At 63.8% G+C, this 14,703-nt stretch carries 23 protein-coding genes; 2 read left to right on the top strand and 21 right to left on the bottom strand.

The window, feature by feature from the left end; all coding sequences use genetic code 11:
• Position 1: 1 nt before the first annotated feature.
• Positions 2-1,897, bottom strand: coding sequence for a protein-disulfide reductase DsbD (gene dsbD / locus C1I89_RS24675; protein WP_102775046.1), 1,896 nt, complete (start codon positions 1,895-1,897; stop codon positions 2-4).
• Positions 1,897-2,244, bottom strand: a complete 348-nt coding sequence (cutA, locus tag C1I89_RS24670; RefSeq protein WP_102775045.1) for a divalent-cation tolerance protein CutA — start codon at positions 2,242-2,244, stop codon at positions 1,897-1,899. The genes dsbD and cutA overlap by 1 nt, the downstream gene beginning before the upstream one ends.
• A gap of 120 nt (positions 2,245-2,364) precedes the next feature.
• Here cutA and C1I89_RS24665 point away from each other — a divergent pair, with 120 nt between their 5' ends.
• Positions 2,365-2,802 carry an HIT family protein gene (locus C1I89_RS24665; RefSeq protein WP_102775044.1) on the top strand — a complete coding sequence of 146 codons (438 nt, stop codon included), beginning with the start codon at positions 2,365-2,367 and terminating at the stop codon, positions 2,800-2,802.
• Between the two features lie 65 nt (positions 2,803-2,867).
• On the opposite strand, the gene rplQ is transcribed toward C1I89_RS24665, so the two are convergent.
• The 19 genes from rplQ to C1I89_RS24570 form a co-directional block, all read right to left on the bottom strand.
• A complete protein-coding gene (gene rplQ, locus C1I89_RS24660) occupies positions 2,868-3,260 on the bottom strand; it encodes a 50S ribosomal protein L17 (RefSeq protein WP_006389635.1) in 393 nt (130 codons plus the stop codon).
• 187 nt (positions 3,261-3,447) lie between these two features.
• Positions 3,448-4,434, bottom strand: coding sequence for a DNA-directed RNA polymerase subunit alpha (locus tag C1I89_RS24655; protein ID WP_006216514.1), 987 nt, complete (start codon positions 4,432-4,434; stop codon positions 3,448-3,450).
• A 213-nt stretch (positions 4,435-4,647) separates the two neighbouring features.
• Entirely contained in the window at positions 4,648-5,271 is a 624-nt protein-coding gene (rpsD, locus tag C1I89_RS24650) for a 30S ribosomal protein S4 (RefSeq protein ID WP_102775043.1), read from the bottom strand.
• Positions 5,272-5,282: 11 nt separating this feature from the next.
• Positions 5,283-5,684, bottom strand: a complete 402-nt coding sequence (gene rpsK / locus C1I89_RS24645) for a 30S ribosomal protein S11 (RefSeq protein ID WP_006216516.1) — start codon at positions 5,682-5,684, stop codon at positions 5,283-5,285.
• Between the two features lie 15 nt (positions 5,685-5,699).
• Complete coding sequence (rpsM, locus tag C1I89_RS24640) at positions 5,700-6,065, bottom strand: 30S ribosomal protein S13 (RefSeq protein WP_006389632.1); 366 nt, start codon at positions 6,063-6,065, stop codon at positions 5,700-5,702.
• A gap of 43 nt (positions 6,066-6,108) precedes the next feature.
• Positions 6,109-6,222 (bottom strand): 50S ribosomal protein L36, encoded by a 114-nt coding sequence (gene rpmJ / locus C1I89_RS24635; protein ID WP_003806928.1) that lies wholly within the window; start codon positions 6,220-6,222, stop codon positions 6,109-6,111.
• A gap of 34 nt (positions 6,223-6,256) precedes the next feature.
• On the bottom strand, positions 6,257-6,475 hold the full coding sequence (gene infA / locus C1I89_RS24630) for a translation initiation factor IF-1 (RefSeq protein WP_003806927.1): 219 nt from the start codon (positions 6,473-6,475) through the stop codon (positions 6,257-6,259).
• Positions 6,476-6,483: 8 nt separating this feature from the next.
• The gene (gene secY / locus C1I89_RS24625; RefSeq protein WP_102775042.1) at positions 6,484-7,809 is read right to left on the bottom strand and encodes a preprotein translocase subunit SecY; all 1,326 of its coding nucleotides are present in this window, start codon (positions 7,807-7,809) and stop codon (positions 6,484-6,486) included.
• Positions 7,810-7,823: 14 nt separating this feature from the next.
• Positions 7,824-8,264: a 50S ribosomal protein L15 gene (rplO, locus tag C1I89_RS24620; protein ID WP_069730502.1), complete on the bottom strand. Its 441-nt coding sequence runs from the start codon at positions 8,262-8,264 to the stop codon at positions 7,824-7,826.
• A 9-nt stretch (positions 8,265-8,273) separates the two neighbouring features.
• Positions 8,274-8,459, bottom strand: coding sequence for a 50S ribosomal protein L30 (gene rpmD, locus C1I89_RS24615; protein WP_006216520.1), 186 nt, complete (start codon positions 8,457-8,459; stop codon positions 8,274-8,276).
• Between the two features lie 3 nt (positions 8,460-8,462).
• Positions 8,463-8,984, bottom strand: coding sequence for a 30S ribosomal protein S5 (rpsE, locus tag C1I89_RS24610; RefSeq protein ID WP_102775041.1), 522 nt, complete (start codon positions 8,982-8,984; stop codon positions 8,463-8,465).
• 15 nt (positions 8,985-8,999) lie between these two features.
• Positions 9,000-9,365 (bottom strand): 50S ribosomal protein L18, encoded by a 366-nt coding sequence (gene rplR, locus C1I89_RS24605; protein ID WP_102775040.1) that lies wholly within the window; start codon positions 9,363-9,365, stop codon positions 9,000-9,002.
• Positions 9,366-9,386: 21 nt separating this feature from the next.
• The gene (gene rplF, locus C1I89_RS24600; protein WP_102775039.1) at positions 9,387-9,920 is read right to left on the bottom strand and encodes a 50S ribosomal protein L6; all 534 of its coding nucleotides are present in this window, start codon (positions 9,918-9,920) and stop codon (positions 9,387-9,389) included.
• 10 nt (positions 9,921-9,930) lie between these two features.
• Positions 9,931-10,326 (bottom strand): 30S ribosomal protein S8, encoded by a 396-nt coding sequence (gene rpsH / locus C1I89_RS24595; protein WP_102775038.1) that lies wholly within the window; start codon positions 10,324-10,326, stop codon positions 9,931-9,933.
• Between the two features lie 10 nt (positions 10,327-10,336).
• Positions 10,337-10,642 carry a 30S ribosomal protein S14 gene (gene rpsN, locus C1I89_RS24590; protein WP_006216527.1) on the bottom strand — a complete coding sequence of 102 codons (306 nt, stop codon included), beginning with the start codon at positions 10,640-10,642 and terminating at the stop codon, positions 10,337-10,339.
• Between the two features lie 12 nt (positions 10,643-10,654).
• Positions 10,655-11,194 (bottom strand): 50S ribosomal protein L5, encoded by a 540-nt coding sequence (rplE, locus tag C1I89_RS24585; protein WP_102775037.1) that lies wholly within the window; start codon positions 11,192-11,194, stop codon positions 10,655-10,657.
• 12 nt (positions 11,195-11,206) lie between these two features.
• Entirely contained in the window at positions 11,207-11,527 is a 321-nt protein-coding gene (gene rplX / locus C1I89_RS24580; RefSeq protein WP_102775036.1) for a 50S ribosomal protein L24, read from the bottom strand.
• An 11-nt stretch (positions 11,528-11,538) separates the two neighbouring features.
• Positions 11,539-11,907, bottom strand: coding sequence for a 50S ribosomal protein L14 (gene rplN, locus C1I89_RS24575; protein ID WP_006216531.1), 369 nt, complete (start codon positions 11,905-11,907; stop codon positions 11,539-11,541).
• A gap of 365 nt (positions 11,908-12,272) precedes the next feature.
• Positions 12,273-13,052, bottom strand: a complete 780-nt coding sequence (locus tag C1I89_RS24570) for an aspartyl/asparaginyl beta-hydroxylase domain-containing protein (RefSeq protein WP_246842539.1) — start codon at positions 13,050-13,052, stop codon at positions 12,273-12,275.
• A 190-nt stretch (positions 13,053-13,242) separates the two neighbouring features.
• Between C1I89_RS24570 and C1I89_RS24565 the strand changes: the two genes are divergently transcribed.
• A complete protein-coding gene (locus C1I89_RS24565; RefSeq protein ID WP_102775034.1) occupies positions 13,243-14,670 on the top strand; it encodes an NAD-dependent succinate-semialdehyde dehydrogenase in 1,428 nt (475 codons plus the stop codon).
• Positions 14,671-14,703: the final 33 nt, after the last annotated feature.

Below are 14,703 nucleotides of genomic sequence, written 5' to 3'. Positions count from 1 at the left end.
CTTAGCGCATCAGCACCTTGTCCAGCGATTCGGTGAAGCGCCTGGCGTCCTGGAAGCCCACGACGCGGGCCTCGGGCAGCTCCTTGCCGCCGGGCTCGAAGAACATGATGCCGGGCGGGCCGAACAGGCGGAAGCGCTTGAGCAAGGCGCGGTCGTCGGCGTTGTTGGCCGTGACGTCGGCCTGCACCAGCACCATGCCGGCCATGCGCTGCGCGACGCCCGGATCGGTGAAGGTGAAGCGCTCCATTTCGCGGCAGGACACGCACCAGTCCGCGTAGAAATCCAGCATGACCGGCTGGCGGCTCTGCGCCAGCACGGCATCCAGTTCGGCGTTGTTGCGCACGCGGGTGAAGCGCACTTCGCCGCCGGCGTTCGCCGTGGCGACGGCCCCGTCGGCGCGCGCCGCCAGGTGCGACAGCGGCTGCAGCACGTCGCGCCCGCCGCTGGCCGCGCCCACCAGCCACGCGGCCGCGGCCAGCGCCAGCAGCAGGCCCACGCCCTTGCCGAACATGCGCGCCGCGCCCGCGCCCGCGGGCAGGGCGTCGAAGGCGCGCAGCATCACGGCGGAAACCGCCGCCAGGAAGGCCCAGCCCGTCATCTGCACCCAGGTGGGCACCACCGGGATCAGCATCCACCACGCGGTCGCCAGCAGCAGCATGCCGAACAGCCGTTTCACGCCGTCCATCCACGGACCGGCCTTGGGCAGCAGCGCGCCCGAGGACGCGCCCACGATCAGCAGCGGCACGCCCATGCCCCAGGCCATCGCGAACAGCGCCGATCCGCCCAGCACCACGTCGCCGGTCTGCGAGATATACAGCAGCGCGCCGGCCAGCGGCGCGGCCACGCAGGGCCCGACGATGAGCGCCGACAAGGCGCCCATCAGCAGCGCGCCGGTGTAGCGGCCGCCGGGAATGCGCGAGGCGCGCTCGGACAGCCGCGCCTGGATGCCCGAAGGCATCTGGAAGGTGAACGCGTCGAACATGGCCAGCGCCAGCACCGCCAGCAGGATCGCGAAGAGGCTCAGTATCCACGGGGTCTGCAGCCAGGCCGCCAGGCCCGCGCCGCTCAGGCCCGCCGCCACGCCCAGCGCGGTGTACACGACCGACATGCCCAGCACGTAGGTGGCCGCCAGCGCCAGCCCGCGCTTGCGGCTGGGCCTGGCCTGGGCCGAGCCGCCCACCACGATGGAGGACAGGATGGGAATCATGGGCAGCACGCAGGGCGTGAACGCCAGCAGCAGGCCCAGCACCAGGAACACGCCCGCGGTCTTGGCCCAGCCCAGGCCGCCCAGCGCGTCGGCCAGCCCGGTATCGCCGGCGTTGACCAGCGCGCCCAGGCCGCCCGACGCCGCGGACGAAGCGGCGGCCGGCGCGCCCGCCGGCCCGGCCAGCGCATAGCCGCCGGCCACCGGCGTGAGCTTGACGCTGCTGTCCATGGGCGGATAGCACAGGCCCGCGTCGGCGCAGCCCTGGCCGGTCAGGGTCAGCGTGAACGGCTGCCCGCCGGCCGCGATGGGCACGCGGATGACCACGTCTTCATGGAAGACCTCCATGTCCTTCTCGAAGGTCGGGTCGTACTTGACCTCGCCCTTCGGATAGACGGCCTCGCCCAGGGTGGCCGCGCCGATGGGGCTGATGGTGATGCCGAAGCGCTCGCGGTACATGTAGTAGCCGGGCGCGACCCGGTAGCGCATCTCCAGCGTGTCGGGCGCGGCCATGGCGGCGCTGAACACGAAGGCTTTTTCAGGGTCCAGGAACTCGGCCTCGGCGCGCGCCGCGGCCTGCCAGCCCAGCAACAGCAGCGCCGTCGCCAACAGGGCGAGGCAGCGCCCGAAGAAAGCGCGGACCGCGCGAAAGTCGCGCCGGGGCGCGCCGACCATACCGGCATGTTGCAACATCAGTCTCTCTTGTTCGGCGTGACGGCCGTCTGCTCGCGCACCCAGTCCAGATAAGGCGCGGCGCCGCCGATGACCGGCAGCACGATGATTTCGGGCACGTCGTACGGATGCATCTGCGCCAGGGCCTGCACAACGGCCTGGTGGCGCGCATAGGTGGTCTTGATGTGGATGGGGATCTCTTCAGCCCCTTCGACTTCTCCGTTCCACATGTAGATGGACAGGCCCGGCGCGCCAAGGTTCACGCAGGCGGCCAGGCCGTCTTCGACCAGGACGTGCGCGATCCGCTTGGCCAGGAGCAGGTCGGGCGCATTGCTGATGACCAGCACAACGTCGTCATCGCGCAACATGATGTCTCCTTGGAAAGCCCGTATGGGGCGTAACTCAGGGTATTTTATCGGTATTGCGGCCAACGCCCGGCTACCCACGCCCGCCGCGCCGCCATGCAACCCGCTACCACCGAGGCACGCATGTCCGACAACTGTCTGTTCTGCCGCATCGCCCGCCGCGAGATCCCCGCCCACATCGTGCACGAAGACGACCGCGTGCTGGCCTTTCTCGACATCCAGCCGGTGCGCCCCGGGCACACGCTCATCATCCCCAAGCAGCATTACCCCTATTACGAGGACATGCCGGCCGACCTGGCGGGCAACATCCTCAACCTGGGGCAGAAGCTCGGCCGCCACATGAAGCGCCTGTACGGCGTGGACCGCGTGGGCTTCGCCTTCACCGGCATCCACGTCGCGCATGCGCACGCGCACGTCATCCCGATGCACCATCCGCAGGACGTCACGTCCACGCAGTACATCGAGCAGCAGGACCTGACCTTTCGGATGCCGCCGCAGGCCGCGCCGGACGCGCTGGCCGCGACCGCCGAGCAGCTGCGCGCCGAACTGCACGCCTCCTGAGGCGGCGCGCAAAAAACAAGGGCGGGTCCGAAGACCCGCCCTTGTCGCTTATCGAGCAGCCGGATTTACTCGGCGCTGTCCTCAGCGGCTTCATCGACTTCCGGACGGTCGACCAGCTCCATGAAAGCCATGGGAGCGTTGTCGCCTTGACGGAAGCCCATCTTCAGCACGCGGGTGTAGCCGCCGTTGCGGGCCGCGTAGCGCGGGCCGATTTCGGCGAACAGCTTCACCACGGCATCGCGGTCGCGCAGACGGGCGAAAGCCAGACGCTTGTTCGCGAGGGTGGGTTCTTTACCCAGCGTGATCAGGGGTTCGATGACGCGGCGCAATTCTTTCGCCTTCGGCAGCGTGGTCTTGATGGCTTCGTGGGTGATCAACGAAACGGCCATGTTGCGGAACATGGCAAGACGGTGACTGCTGGTGCGGTTGAGCTTACGCAAGCCATTACCGTGACGCATGATAAGTTTCCTTTGAATCTAAAGACGGCGTTTCCGCCATCGGGTTGCCGGCTCTTCTATCAACCTGCGATCAGGCTGCGGTCCGGTAGAAAACGGTGCATTTTACGACGGTTTCGCAAACCGGCCGGGATTTCCCCGGCCCGCCTGCAGGGGCCGCCCCTTGCGAGGGCGGACTCCCTTTCAGGACTTAGGGGCGCTCCAGGCCCAGCGGGGGCCAGTTTTCGAGCTTCATGCCCAGCGTCAGGCCGCGTGCGGCCAGCACTTCCTTGATTTCGTTGAGCGACTTGCGGCCCAGGTTCGGGGTCTTGAGCAGCTCGTTCTCGGTGCGCTGGATCAGGTCGCCGATGTAGTAGATGTTTTCGGCCTTCAGGCAGTTGGCCGAACGCACCGTCAGCTCCAGGTCGTCGACCGGGCGCAGCAGCACCGGGTCGATCTGCGGCGTGCCGCGGACCGGGGCTTCGTACGAGTCGCCGGCGCCTTCCAGGGCGGCGAAGACCGAGATCTGGTCCATCAGGATGCGGGCCGACTGGCGCACCGCTTCCTCGGGCGAGATCACGCCGTTGGTTTCGATGTCCAGGACCAGCTTGTCCAGGTCGGTGCGCTGTTCCACACGGGCGCTTTCGACCGCGTAGCTGACGCGGCGGACCGGGCTGAACGAAGCGTCCAGCACGATGCGGCCGATGGTGTGGGTGCGGTCTTCCGACAGCGCGCGCACGTTGCCCGGCACGTAGCCGCGGCCCTTTTCGACCTTGATCTGCATTTCCAGCTTGCCGGCGTCGGTCAGGTTGCAGATGGCGTGGCCGGGGTTGATGATCTCGACGTCGTGCGGCAGCTCGATGTCGCTGGCCAGCACGGTGCCGGCGCCGGTCTTGCGCAGGACCAGGGTGACTTCGTCACGGTTGTGCAGCTTGAAGACCACGCCCTTCAGGTTCAGCAGGATGTCGACGACGTCTTCGCGAACGCCCGGGATGGTCGAATATTCGTGCACCACGCCGGTCATCTGCACTTCGGTCGGCGCGTAGCCGGTCATCGAAGACAGCAGGATGCGGCGCAGGGCGTTGCCCAGCGTGTGACCGTAGCCACGCTCGAACGGCTCCATCACGATCTTGGCATGGTGCGTGCCGACCGGTTCGACTTCAATGGAGCGCGGCTTCAGGAAACCTTGAGTGGACATTTACTGTGTTCCTTTTCAATACCCTCGGCTCGTTACACCGATAAGGCTGATGGACAGGGTGAAACGTGAAACAGGGCCGGCGCGAAGCGCGGGCCGATACTTACCGCAAAGCCCGCTCCGCCGAAAAGCGGAAAGCGGGCTGCTGCGGGACTTGCAAACGGGTCGCGGGACCAGTTCGCCGGCGCATTGCGAAGGTAGCGCCGGCAGGCCTGATTAACGCGAGTACAGTTCGACGACCATCGATTCGTTGATGTCGCGAGCGACGTCAGCGCGATCGGGAGCCGACTTGAACGTGCCGGTCATCTTGTTGGCGTCGACTTCGACCCACTGGGGCATGCCGATGCTGGCGGCCAGGTCGAGCGATTCCTTGATGCGGCCTTGCTTCTTGGCCTTTTCGCGGACCGAGACGACGTCACCGGCCTTGACCAGCATCGAGGCGATGTCGGCGGTGTGGCCGTTCAGTTCGATCGCGCGGTGGCTCACCAGCTGGCGAGCTTCGGCGCGGGTCGAGCCAAAGCCCATGCGGTAGACGACGTTGTCCAGGCGCGATTCGAGCAGCTGGATCAGCGTTTCGCCGGTGTTGCCGCGACGACGCTCGGCTTCGGCGAAGTACTTGCGGAATTGCTTCTCCAGCACGCCGTACATGCGCTTGAGCTTTTGCTTTTCGCGCAGCTGCAGGCCGTAGTCGGAAGTGCGGGCGCCCGAAGTGCGGCCGTGTTGGCCAGGCTTGGAATCCAGCTTGCACTTGGAATCCAGCGAGCGACGGGCGCTCTTCAGGAACAGGTCAGTACCCTCGCGGCGCGAGAGCTTGCATTTGGGTCCAGTATAACGTGCCATGTGGATTCCCTTTAGATACGACGACGCTTCGGCGGACGGCAGCCGTTGTGCGGAACGGGCGTGATGTCGGCGATGCTCGAAATCTTGATGCCCAGCGCGTTCAGAGCGCGGACCGACGATTCGCGGCCGGGGCCGGGGCCCTTGATACGCACTTCCAGCGTCTTGATGCCGTACTCCAGCGCGACGCGGCCGGCCGTTTCAGCGGCGACCTGCGCAGCGAACGGGGTCGACTTGCGCGAACCCTTGAAGCCAGCACCGCCCGACGTGGCCCACGACAGCGCGTTGCCCTGACGGTCGGTGATGGTGATGATGGTGTTGTTGAACGAAGCGTGAACGTGCGCGATGCCGTCCGAGACGTTCTTCTTGACCTTTTTGCGCACGCGCGAAGCGCCGCTGGTGGAAGCTTTCGCCATAATCCAGTTCCTCGATTATTTCTTCAGGGACGCAGCAGCACGACGCGGGCCCTTGCGGGTGCGGGCGTTGGTGCGAGTGCGCTGGCCGCGCACGGGCAGGCCGCGCTTGTGGCGCATGCCTCGGTAGGTTCCCAGGTCGATCAAACGCTTGATCGAGAGCTGCACTTCACGACGCAGGTCGCCTTCGACCGTGAACACGCCAACGTGTTCGCGAACGCGTTCCAGTTCAGCGTCGCTCAGATCCTTGACCTTTTTGTCAAACGGGACGTTTGCCGCTTCGCAAATCTTGCGAGCGCGCGTGCGACCGATGCCAAAAATGGCGGTCAGGCCGATCTCGGCGTGCTGATGCGGCGGAATGTTAATGCCAGCAATACGGGCCATGACTGTTCCTTGAATAAATCCGTTGCGTAGTCGCTAACCCGGGTTAGCCTTGACGCTGCTTGTGACGCGGGTCGGTGCAGATAACGCGCACCACGCCGTGACGTTTGATAACTTTGCAGTTGCGGCAGATCCGCTTAACCGATGCCATTACTTTCATGGTTGACTCCTAATTTTCCGTAATCCGGTTCCGCTCACTTGGAGCGGAAAACAATCCTGGCTCGCGTCAGGTCATAGGGCGTGAGCTCCACTGTGACCTTGTCACCCGGCAGGATCCGGATGTAATGCATACGCATCTTGCCGGAAATATGGCCCAACACCACGTGGCCGTTTTCGAGCTTGACGCGAAATGTCGCGTTCGGGAGGTTCTCCAGAACCTCGCCTTGCATCTGAATGACGTCGTCCTTGGACATTCTCTTGCTTACCGCATCGGCAAACCCGGGCCCTTGAAGTTAGCCTTCTTGAGCAACGAGTCGTACTGGTGAGACATCATGTAGGCCTGGACCTGCGCCATGAAATCCATCGTCACCACCACAATAATCAACAGAGACGTACCACCGAAGTAGAACGGAACGTTCCAGCGCATCACCAAGAATTCCGGCAACAGGCACACCAACGTGATGTAGATGGCACCTGCGAGCGTCAAACGCATCAGGATCTTGTCGATGTAGCGCGCCGTTTGTTCGCCCGGACGGATGCCCGGAACGAACGCACCACTCTTCTTCAGGTTGTCCGCCGTTTCGCGGCTGTTGAACACCAGAGCCGTGTAGAAAAAGCAGAAGAAAATGATCGCGGCCGAATACAGCGTGATGTAGAGCGGTTGACGAGGCGACAGGGCCGCAGCCAGGTCGCTAAGCCAGCGCATGTTCTCGCTGCTGGAAAACCAGCTCGTGATCGTGGCCGGGAACAGAATGATCGACGATGCGAAGATCGGCGGAATCACCCCTGCCATGTTCAGCTTCAGCGGCAAATGCGAGCTTTGGCCACCGTAGATCTTGTTGCCGACCTGACGCTTGGCGTAGTTCACCGTGATCTTGCGCTGTCCGCGTTCGACGAACACCACAAAAGCGGTAACCAGCACCACCAGAGCCACGATGAACAGCGCCGACAGCACGGACATCGAGTTGGTGCGGACCAGGTCCAGCAATGCAGCCAGCGCCGCGGGCAGACCCGCAACGATACCTGCGAAGATCAGGATGGAAATCCCGTTGCCCAGACCGCGTTCCGTGATCTGTTCACCCAGCCACATGACGAACATGGTGCCGGTGACCAGGGTCACGACGGTCGTGAAGCGGAACAGCATGCCCGGATCGATCACCAGCCCCGGTTGGGACTCCAGCGCAACCGAAATGCCCACAGCCTGCACCAGCGCCAGCACCACGGTGCCGTAGCGGGTGTATTGGGTGATCTTCCGACGGCCGGATTCGCCCTCTTTCTTGAGGGCTTCCAGCGACGGCACCACCACAGACATCAGCTGCATGATGATGGATGCCGAAATGTACGGCATGATCCCCAGGGCAAAAATCGAGAAGCGCGAAAGCGCCCCGCCCGAGAACATGTTGAACAGGCCGAGGATCCCGCCCTGGTTCTGGCGGAACAGGTCCGCCAGCGCATCCGGGTTGATGCCCGGTACCGGGATGTGTGTACCCAACCGGTAAACCACCAGGGCGAGCACCAGGAAAACGAGACGGCGCTTCAGATCGCCGTAACGTCCTCCGGTTTTGCCCAATGCCTGCGCGTTAGCCACTCGTCACCTCGTGATCAGGCAAGCGAGCCGCCCGCGGCTTCGATGGCGGCGCGAGCGCCGGCCGTCGCGGTAATGCCCTTGAGCACGACCTTGCGCGAGAGTTCACCCGACTTGATGACCTTGGCGTAGCGAACCGCCTGACCGACCACGCCAGCGGCCTTCAGCACTTGCACGTCGATTTCGTCGACGGGCACGGCTTGCAGGTCCGACAGACGGACTTCGGCGTACAGGTGCTGGCCGAGCGGGGTGAAACCGCGCTTGGGCAGACGACGCTGCAGCGGCATTTGACCGCCTTCGAAGCCAACCTTATGGAAACCGCCCGAGCGCGACTTCTGACCCTTGTGGCCACGGCCGGCGGTCTTGCCCAGACCCGAACCGATGCCACGGCCGACGCGGCGCTTGGCGTGCTTGCTGCCCTCGGCGGGCTTCAGCGTATTGAGTTGCATATCCGACATGGTGATTCCTTAGGCTTCCGAGACGGAAACGAGATAATCCACCTTACGGATCATCCCACGCACCTCGGGCGTATCGACCAGCACGCGGCTGCTGTTGATACGGCCCAAGCCCAAACCGCGAACCGTATCACGGTGCGATTGCTTGGTACCGATCACCGAGCGCACGAGGGTCACTTTGATCTGCTTCTGAGCCATGATTTACCCCAGGATTTCTTCGACGGTCTTGCCGCGCTTGGCAGCAACATCCGCCGGGGTCAGGGAGGCGCGCAGGCCGTTCAACGTGGCGCGAACCATGTTGTAGGGGTTGCTCGAGCCCAGGCTCTTGGCAACCACGTTACGCACACCCATCACTTCGAAAATAGCGCGCATCGGGCCGCCGGCGATAACGCCGGTACCTTCAGCAGCGGGCGAAATCAGCACGGTGGCGGCGCCATGCTTGCCGACCACGGAGTGGTGCAGCGTGCCGTTCTTCAGGGCCACCTTGAACATGCCGCGACGGGCCTGTTCCATAGCCTTCTGAACGGACACCGGCACTTCGCGCGCCTTGCCCTTGCCCATGCCGATGCGGCCGTCGCCATCGCCGACCACGGTCAGCGCGGCAAAGCTCATGGTGCGACCACCCTTGACGACTTTGCTCACGCGGTTGACCGCGATCATTTTTTCGCGGAGGCCGTCATCGTTCTCTTTTTCCGCGGCGTTCTTGCCTTGTACTTTAGCCATTTGACAGATCCTCGCTTAGAACTTCAGGCCGGCTTCACGCGCGGCATCGGCCAGCGCCTTCACGCGGCCATGGTAACGAAAGCCCGAGCGATCGAAAGCAACCAGTTCGATACCGGCAGCCTTGGCCTTTTCGGCCACGCGCTTGCCGACCAGCGACGCAGCGGCCTTGTTGCCGCCCTGACCGGTTTGGCCGGCCAGTTGCGCGCGCACTTCGGCTTCGACCGTCGAGGCGCTGACCAGAACGCGATCGCCTTCCGGCGAAATGATGTTGGCGTAGATGTGCTGGTTCGAGCGGAAAATCGAGAGGCGATGAACGCGCAGCTCGCTGATCTTCCGGCGGGTCGGAACCGCACGACGCAAACGGGAAACTTTTTTGTCCATGATTCGTCCTTGCGTGCGCCGTTATTTCTTCTTGGTTTCTTTGATGACGACGCGTTCGTCCGAGTAACGCACGCCCTTGCCCTTGTAGGGTTCGGGTTCGCGGTACGCGCGGATTTCAGCGGCCACCTGACCGACGACTTGCTTGTTGGCGCCCTTGATGACGATTTCCGTCTGGGTGGGGCATTCGGCCTTGATACCGGCCGGCAACTGATGCACGACGTCGTGCGAGAAACCGAGCTGCAGCTTAACGGCGTCGCCTTGAACCGAAGCGCGGTAACCCACGCCAACCAGGTTCAGCCTGCGCTCGAATCCCTTGCTCACGCCGTTGACCATATTGGCCACCAGCGCGCGCACGGTGCCCGACATGGCGTTGGCGTGACGGGTCTCGTTGGCGGCGGCAAACGTGAGCTTGCCTTCGTCCAACGCGATCGTGACGTCGCCGGTCAGGGCTTGGGTCAGGGAACCCAGCGGGCCCTTGACGATGATCTGATCCTGCTGGATGTTGGCTTCAACACCCTTGGGCAGTTCGACCGGATACTTAGCGATACGTGACATTCGACTCTCCTTAGGCCACGTAGCAAAGCACTTCGCCGCCGACGCCGTTGGCGCGAGCCTTACGGTCGGTCATGACGCCGCGCGAGGTCGAAACGATGGCCACGCCCAGGCCGTTCATGACCTGAGGAATGCTGGTACGGCCCTTGTAGATACGCAGGCCCGGGCGCGAAACGCGCTCGATGCGTTCGATGACCGGACGGCCGGCGTAGTACTTCAGGGTGATCTCGAGCTCAGGCTTGGCCTGGGTGCCCTTGACTTCAAAGCTGTCGATGTAGCCTTCGTCCTTCAGCACGGCGGCAATGGCCGCCTTCAGCTTCGAGGAGGGCATGCTCACCGTAACTTTGTCCACTTGCTGCGCATTGCGAATGCGGGTCAGCATATCGGCGATGGGATCGCTCATGCTCATATTGTTTCTCCTACCAGCTGGCCTTGGTGATGCCGGGGATTTCACCCTTCATCGCCATTTCACGCAGTTTGTGGCGCGTCAGGCCGAACTTGCGGAACACGCCGCGCGGACGACCGGTGACCACGCAACGGTTACGTTGACGCGTCGGGTTGGCATTGCGCGGCAGCTGTTGCAGCTTGAGCCGAGCTTGGTAACGTTCTTCGTCGGTCTTCGACTGGTCGTCGATGATCGCCTTCAACTCAGCGCGCTTGGCGGCGAACTTGTCAGCCAGCTTGGCGCGCTTGATGTCGCGATTGATGAGGGAAAGTTTAGCCACGTCATCAGCCCCTTAGTTACGGAACGGGAAGCTGAAGGCGGTCAGCAGCGCCTTGGCTTCTTCGTCGGTCTTGGCGGTGGTGGTGATGCTGATGTTCAGCCCACGCAGCGCGTCGATCTTGTCGTACTCGATTTCGGGGAAAATGATCTGCTCTTTCACCCCGATGTTGTAGTTGCCACGGCCGTCGAAAGCACGACCCGAGATGCCGCGGAAGTCGCGCACGCGGGGCAGCGCAACCGCCACCAGGCGATCCAGGAATTCGTACATACGCTGACCACGCAGCGTGACCATGCAACCGATCGGGTAGTTTTCGCGGATCTTGAACCCGGCGATAGCCTTCTTGGTCTTCGTCACGACGGGCTTCTGGCCGGCGATCTTGGTCAGGTCCGAGACGGCGTGCTCGATGACCTTCTTGTCAGCGACGGCTTCCGAGACACCCATGTTCAGGGTGATCTTGGTGATGCGCGGCACTTCCATCGCGCTCTTGTAGCCAAACTTGGCCTGCAGGTCGGCAGCGACCTTGCTCTTGTACAGATCTTGCAAACGAGACATGTCTATCGCCCCTTACGCCTTGGCGCCGACAACGGCACCATTGGAACGGAACACGCGGACCTTGCGACCTTCGACTTCCTGCACGCCGACGCGGTCGCCACGACCGGTCGCGGGGTTGAAGAGCGCCACATTCGAGATGTGGATCGGCATGGTCTTTTCGACGATTCCGCCCGGGTTGTTGGCCATCGGGTTGGCTTTCACGTGTTTCTTGACGACATTGACGCCTTCGACCAGCACGTGGTCGGCGCCAACGCGAGCCAGCACGGTACCGCGACGCTTCTTGTCGCGACCGGTCAGGACGATGACTTCGTCGCCTTTACGAATGTTGTTCATCGTAGGGCTCCTTACAGCACTTCCGGGGCCAGCGACACGATCTTCATGAACTTCTCGGTACGCAGTTCACGCGTCACGGGTCCGAAGATGCGGGTGCCGATGGGCTCCAGCTTGGCGTTGAGCAACACGGCGGCATTGCCACCGAAACGAATCAGCGAACCGTCCTTACGGCGCACGCCCTTGGCGGTACGAACCACCACGGCATTGTAAATTTCGCCTTTCTTGACGCGTCCGCGCGGAGCCGCATCTTTGACGCTCACCTTGATGATGTCGCCGATACCGGCATAACGGCGCTTGGAGCCACCGAGCACCTTAATGCACATGACATGACGCGCACCAGTGTTATCGGCCACATCCAGCGTGGTCTGCATTTGGATCATGATTTTTCCTGTTCCAACTTAACTGGAAATACGGTTTTCCCCCGGGGCTCTCCCCCTTAGGAACACTGCAATTCCTGCCAGTTTTGGTCCCGTCAGGTCAGCCGCCCTGCTTTTGTTGGCTGGCGCCTCGAGCTTTTCCGCTCCAAAGACCAGCAACTGGTGGCAACGCAACGACCCTGGGTTGAAATCCTGCGGGTAATTCCCCCAATCACCTGGGCTTAGACCTCTAAGCCAACAGACAATCTGGGAAAGCTGATAATTCTAGCCTGCTTATATTTTGAGCGCAAGCCCTTTGTTGACATAGAGAGCAAATACACGACAACGCCTGTGGACAACTCCGGGCCGCAGGCCGTTTCTGCCCCGAATCAATCCGCCCCCGTTTTATTTCCGGCGCGCTTGCCGCCGTAATAGTTGCGTTCCCAGGCGTCGTGGTTGGCCTTGCCGCGGCGGATCTCGTCGGTGAACGGCGCCGCCGCCAGCACCAGGCGGTTGAGCCAGCGCACCGGCGCCCGGCAGGGCCGCTCGAAATCCACGAACAGCACGGCGCGCAGGCCCTCGGTGTCGTTGTGCACCTGGTGCAGGTAGAGGTCGTCGAACACCACGGCCTCGCCTTCCTTCCAGTGGTAGCGCTCGCCGCCCACCTCGATCCAGCAGCGTTCGGCCGGCTCGGGCACGACCAGTCCCAGGTGCAGGCGCAGCACGCCGTTATAGGGTCCGGTATGCGGCGGAATCCGCTTGCCGGGCTCGAGTATGGAGAAAAAGGCGGTGCGCAGGCCCGGAATGCCCTGCAGGGCGCGCGCCGTCGCCGGGCAGCGCGCCAGGTTGCGCTCGGAACGCAGGCCGTAGCCCATGAAGACGAAGGTCTTCCATTGGTCGTCGGACGTGATCATGCCCACGTCGGGGGACAGCTCGTGGAAGGACGGCAGCTGCTGGCGTTCGGACAGCAGCCCGTTCAGTTCATCGCGGATGGCCGGCGCCTGGGCCTCCAGCGCGGCCAGCCAGGGGAACTGGTCGTTTCGGAAGATGGGCCGGTCCCCCACCAGCGACGCCTGGGCGATGCGCTGGCGCAGCCAGTCGATGAAACGGAAGAACACCCGGGAATAGAGGCTGGGCTTGCCGGACGGACGCGCATCGACGGGTTGCACAATAGGGAATCGGGTAGGCGGCCAAAGATGCCCCATTTTGGCCATGCCCGGGCGCGCGTGCAAGGTTTGCGGTCCGATTGGCTCCACGGCCCCGTCCGCCATTGGCCCTCCCCGCCATCCACAAGCTGGTTTAGACTGGAGCGGGCGACAGTGATCGCTATCCACTCCTATTTAGCAAGGGAAGACAGGCATGTATGAACAGTTGGCGCTGTATATCGACGGAGAATTCGTCGCCGGAGAGGGCAGGCGCACCCAGGACGTCATCAACCCGGCCACGCTGGAAGTTCTCGGCCAGTTGCCCCACGCCACCGAAGCGGACCTGGACCGGGCGCTAGCCGCCGCCCAGCGCGCGTTCGAGTCGTGGAAGAAATCCTCGCCCATGGACCGCTCGGCCATCCTGCGCAAGGTCGCGACGCTGTCGCGCGAACGCGCCAACGAGATCGGCCGCAACATGACGCTGGACCAGGGCAAGCCGCTGGCCGAGGCCGTGGGCGAAGTCACCTCCTGCGCCGAGCACGCCGACTGGCACGCCGAGGAATGCCGCCGCATCTACGGCCGCGTGGTGCCGCCGCGCAACCCCGACGTGCGCCAGATCGTCGTGCGCGAACCCATCGGCGTCTGCGCCGCGTTCACGCCCTGGAACTTCCCGTACAACCAGGCCATCCGCAAGATCGCCGCCGCCATCGGCGCCGGCTGCACGGTGGTGCTGAAAGGTCCCGAGGATTCCCCCAGCGCCGTCATGGCGATCGCCCGCATGTTCCACGACGCCGGCCTGCCCAAGGGCTGCCTGAACATCGTGTGGGGCGAACCCGCCAAGATCTCGGACTACCTGATCCGCTCGCCCATCGTGCGCAAGGTGTCGTTCACCGGCTCGGTGCCGGTGGGCAAGCAGCTCGCCGCGCTGGCCGGCGCGCACATGAAGCGCGTCACCATGGAACTGGGCGGCCACTCGCCGGTGCTGGTGTTCGACGACGCCGACATCGACCGCGCCGCCACCATGCTGGCCAAGTTCAAGATCCGCAACGCCGGCCAGGTCTGCGTATCGCCGACCCGCTTCTACGTGCAGAACGGCGCCTACGAGCAGTTCCTGGCGCGCTTCTCCGAAGTGCTGAAGAACATCAAGGTCGGCGACGGCCTTGAAACCGGCACCGACATGGGCCCGCTGGCGCACGAGCGCCGCGTCCCCGCCATGACCGCCTTCATCGACGACGCCAAGAAGCACGGCGGCAAGGTGGTGGTCGGCGGCGGCCCGCTGGACCGCAAGGGCTTCTTCTTCGCCCCCACGGTCGTGACCGAGCTGCCCGACGATTCCATGCTCATGACCGAAGAGCCCTTCGGCCCGGTCGCGCCCGTGGTCCGCTTCACCGACACCGATGAAGTGCTGCGCCGCGCCAACAGCCTGCCCTTCGGCCTGTCGTCCTACGTGTTCACCAACTCGCTGAAGACGGCCACCAAGGTCTCCAACGGCCTGGAAGCCGGCATGGTCAACATCAACCATTTCGGCAGCGCCCTGGCCGAGACGCCCTTCGGCGGCATCAAGGACAGCGGCATCGGCAGCGAAGGCGGCCTGGAAACGTTCGACGGCTACCTGGTGACCAAGTTCATCACCCACATCTGACCGCTCCGCGGCCAGGATGTACTGACGGGCTCC

Source organism: Achromobacter pulmonis (genome assembly GCF_002885955.2).
Lineage (GTDB): Bacteria > Pseudomonadota > Gammaproteobacteria > Burkholderiales > Burkholderiaceae_B > Achromobacter > Achromobacter pulmonis_A.
The sequence above is the reverse complement of the archived record's forward strand: the minus strand, read 5'-3'. Positions and strand labels throughout refer to the sequence as shown.

What these genes read in the sequence shown, in the direction of transcription:
- dsbD (WP_102775046.1), bottom strand. Translation starts at nt 1,897, where the DNA reads ATGTTGCAACATGCCGGTATGGTCGGCGCGCCCCGGCGCGACTTTCGC.
- cutA (WP_102775045.1), bottom strand. Translation starts at nt 2,244, where the DNA reads ATGTTGCGCGATGACGACGTTGTGCTGGTCATCAGCAATGCGCCCGAC.
- C1I89_RS24665 (WP_102775044.1), top strand. Translation starts at nt 2,365, where the DNA reads ATGTCCGACAACTGTCTGTTCTGCCGCATCGCCCGCCGCGAGATCCCC.
- rplQ (WP_006389635.1), bottom strand. Translation starts at nt 3,260, where the DNA reads ATGCGTCACGGTAATGGCTTGCGTAAGCTCAACCGCACCAGCAGTCAC.
- C1I89_RS24655 (WP_006216514.1), bottom strand. Translation starts at nt 4,434, where the DNA reads ATGTCCACTCAAGGTTTCCTGAAGCCGCGCTCCATTGAAGTCGAACCG.
- rpsD (WP_102775043.1), bottom strand. Translation starts at nt 5,271, where the DNA reads ATGGCACGTTATACTGGACCCAAATGCAAGCTCTCGCGCCGCGAGGGT.
- rpsK (WP_006216516.1), bottom strand. Translation starts at nt 5,684, where the DNA reads ATGGCGAAAGCTTCCACCAGCGGCGCTTCGCGCGTGCGCAAAAAGGTC.
- rpsM (WP_006389632.1), bottom strand. Translation starts at nt 6,065, where the DNA reads ATGGCCCGTATTGCTGGCATTAACATTCCGCCGCATCAGCACGCCGAG.
- rpmJ (WP_003806928.1), bottom strand. Translation starts at nt 6,222, where the DNA reads ATGAAAGTAATGGCATCGGTTAAGCGGATCTGCCGCAACTGCAAAGTT.
- infA (WP_003806927.1), bottom strand. Translation starts at nt 6,475, where the DNA reads ATGTCCAAGGACGACGTCATTCAGATGCAAGGCGAGGTTCTGGAGAAC.
- rplO (WP_069730502.1), bottom strand. Translation starts at nt 8,264, where the DNA reads ATGTCGGATATGCAACTCAATACGCTGAAGCCCGCCGAGGGCAGCAAG.
- rpmD (WP_006216520.1), bottom strand. Translation starts at nt 8,459, where the DNA reads ATGGCTCAGAAGCAGATCAAAGTGACCCTCGTGCGCTCGGTGATCGGT.
- rpsE (WP_102775041.1), bottom strand. Translation starts at nt 8,984, where the DNA reads ATGGCTAAAGTACAAGGCAAGAACGCCGCGGAAAAAGAGAACGATGAC.
- rplR (WP_102775040.1), bottom strand. Translation starts at nt 9,365, where the DNA reads ATGGACAAAAAAGTTTCCCGTTTGCGTCGTGCGGTTCCGACCCGCCGG.
- rplF (WP_102775039.1), bottom strand. Translation starts at nt 9,920, where the DNA reads ATGTCACGTATCGCTAAGTATCCGGTCGAACTGCCCAAGGGTGTTGAA.
- rpsH (WP_102775038.1), bottom strand. Translation starts at nt 10,326, where the DNA reads ATGAGCATGAGCGATCCCATCGCCGATATGCTGACCCGCATTCGCAAT.
- rplE (WP_102775037.1), bottom strand. Translation starts at nt 11,194, where the DNA reads ATGTCTCGTTTGCAAGATCTGTACAAGAGCAAGGTCGCTGCCGACCTG.
- rplX (WP_102775036.1), bottom strand. Translation starts at nt 11,527, where the DNA reads ATGAACAACATTCGTAAAGGCGACGAAGTCATCGTCCTGACCGGTCGC.
- rplN (WP_006216531.1), bottom strand. Translation starts at nt 11,907, where the DNA reads ATGATCCAAATGCAGACCACGCTGGATGTGGCCGATAACACTGGTGCG.
- C1I89_RS24565 (WP_102775034.1), top strand. Translation starts at nt 13,243, where the DNA reads ATGTATGAACAGTTGGCGCTGTATATCGACGGAGAATTCGTCGCCGGA.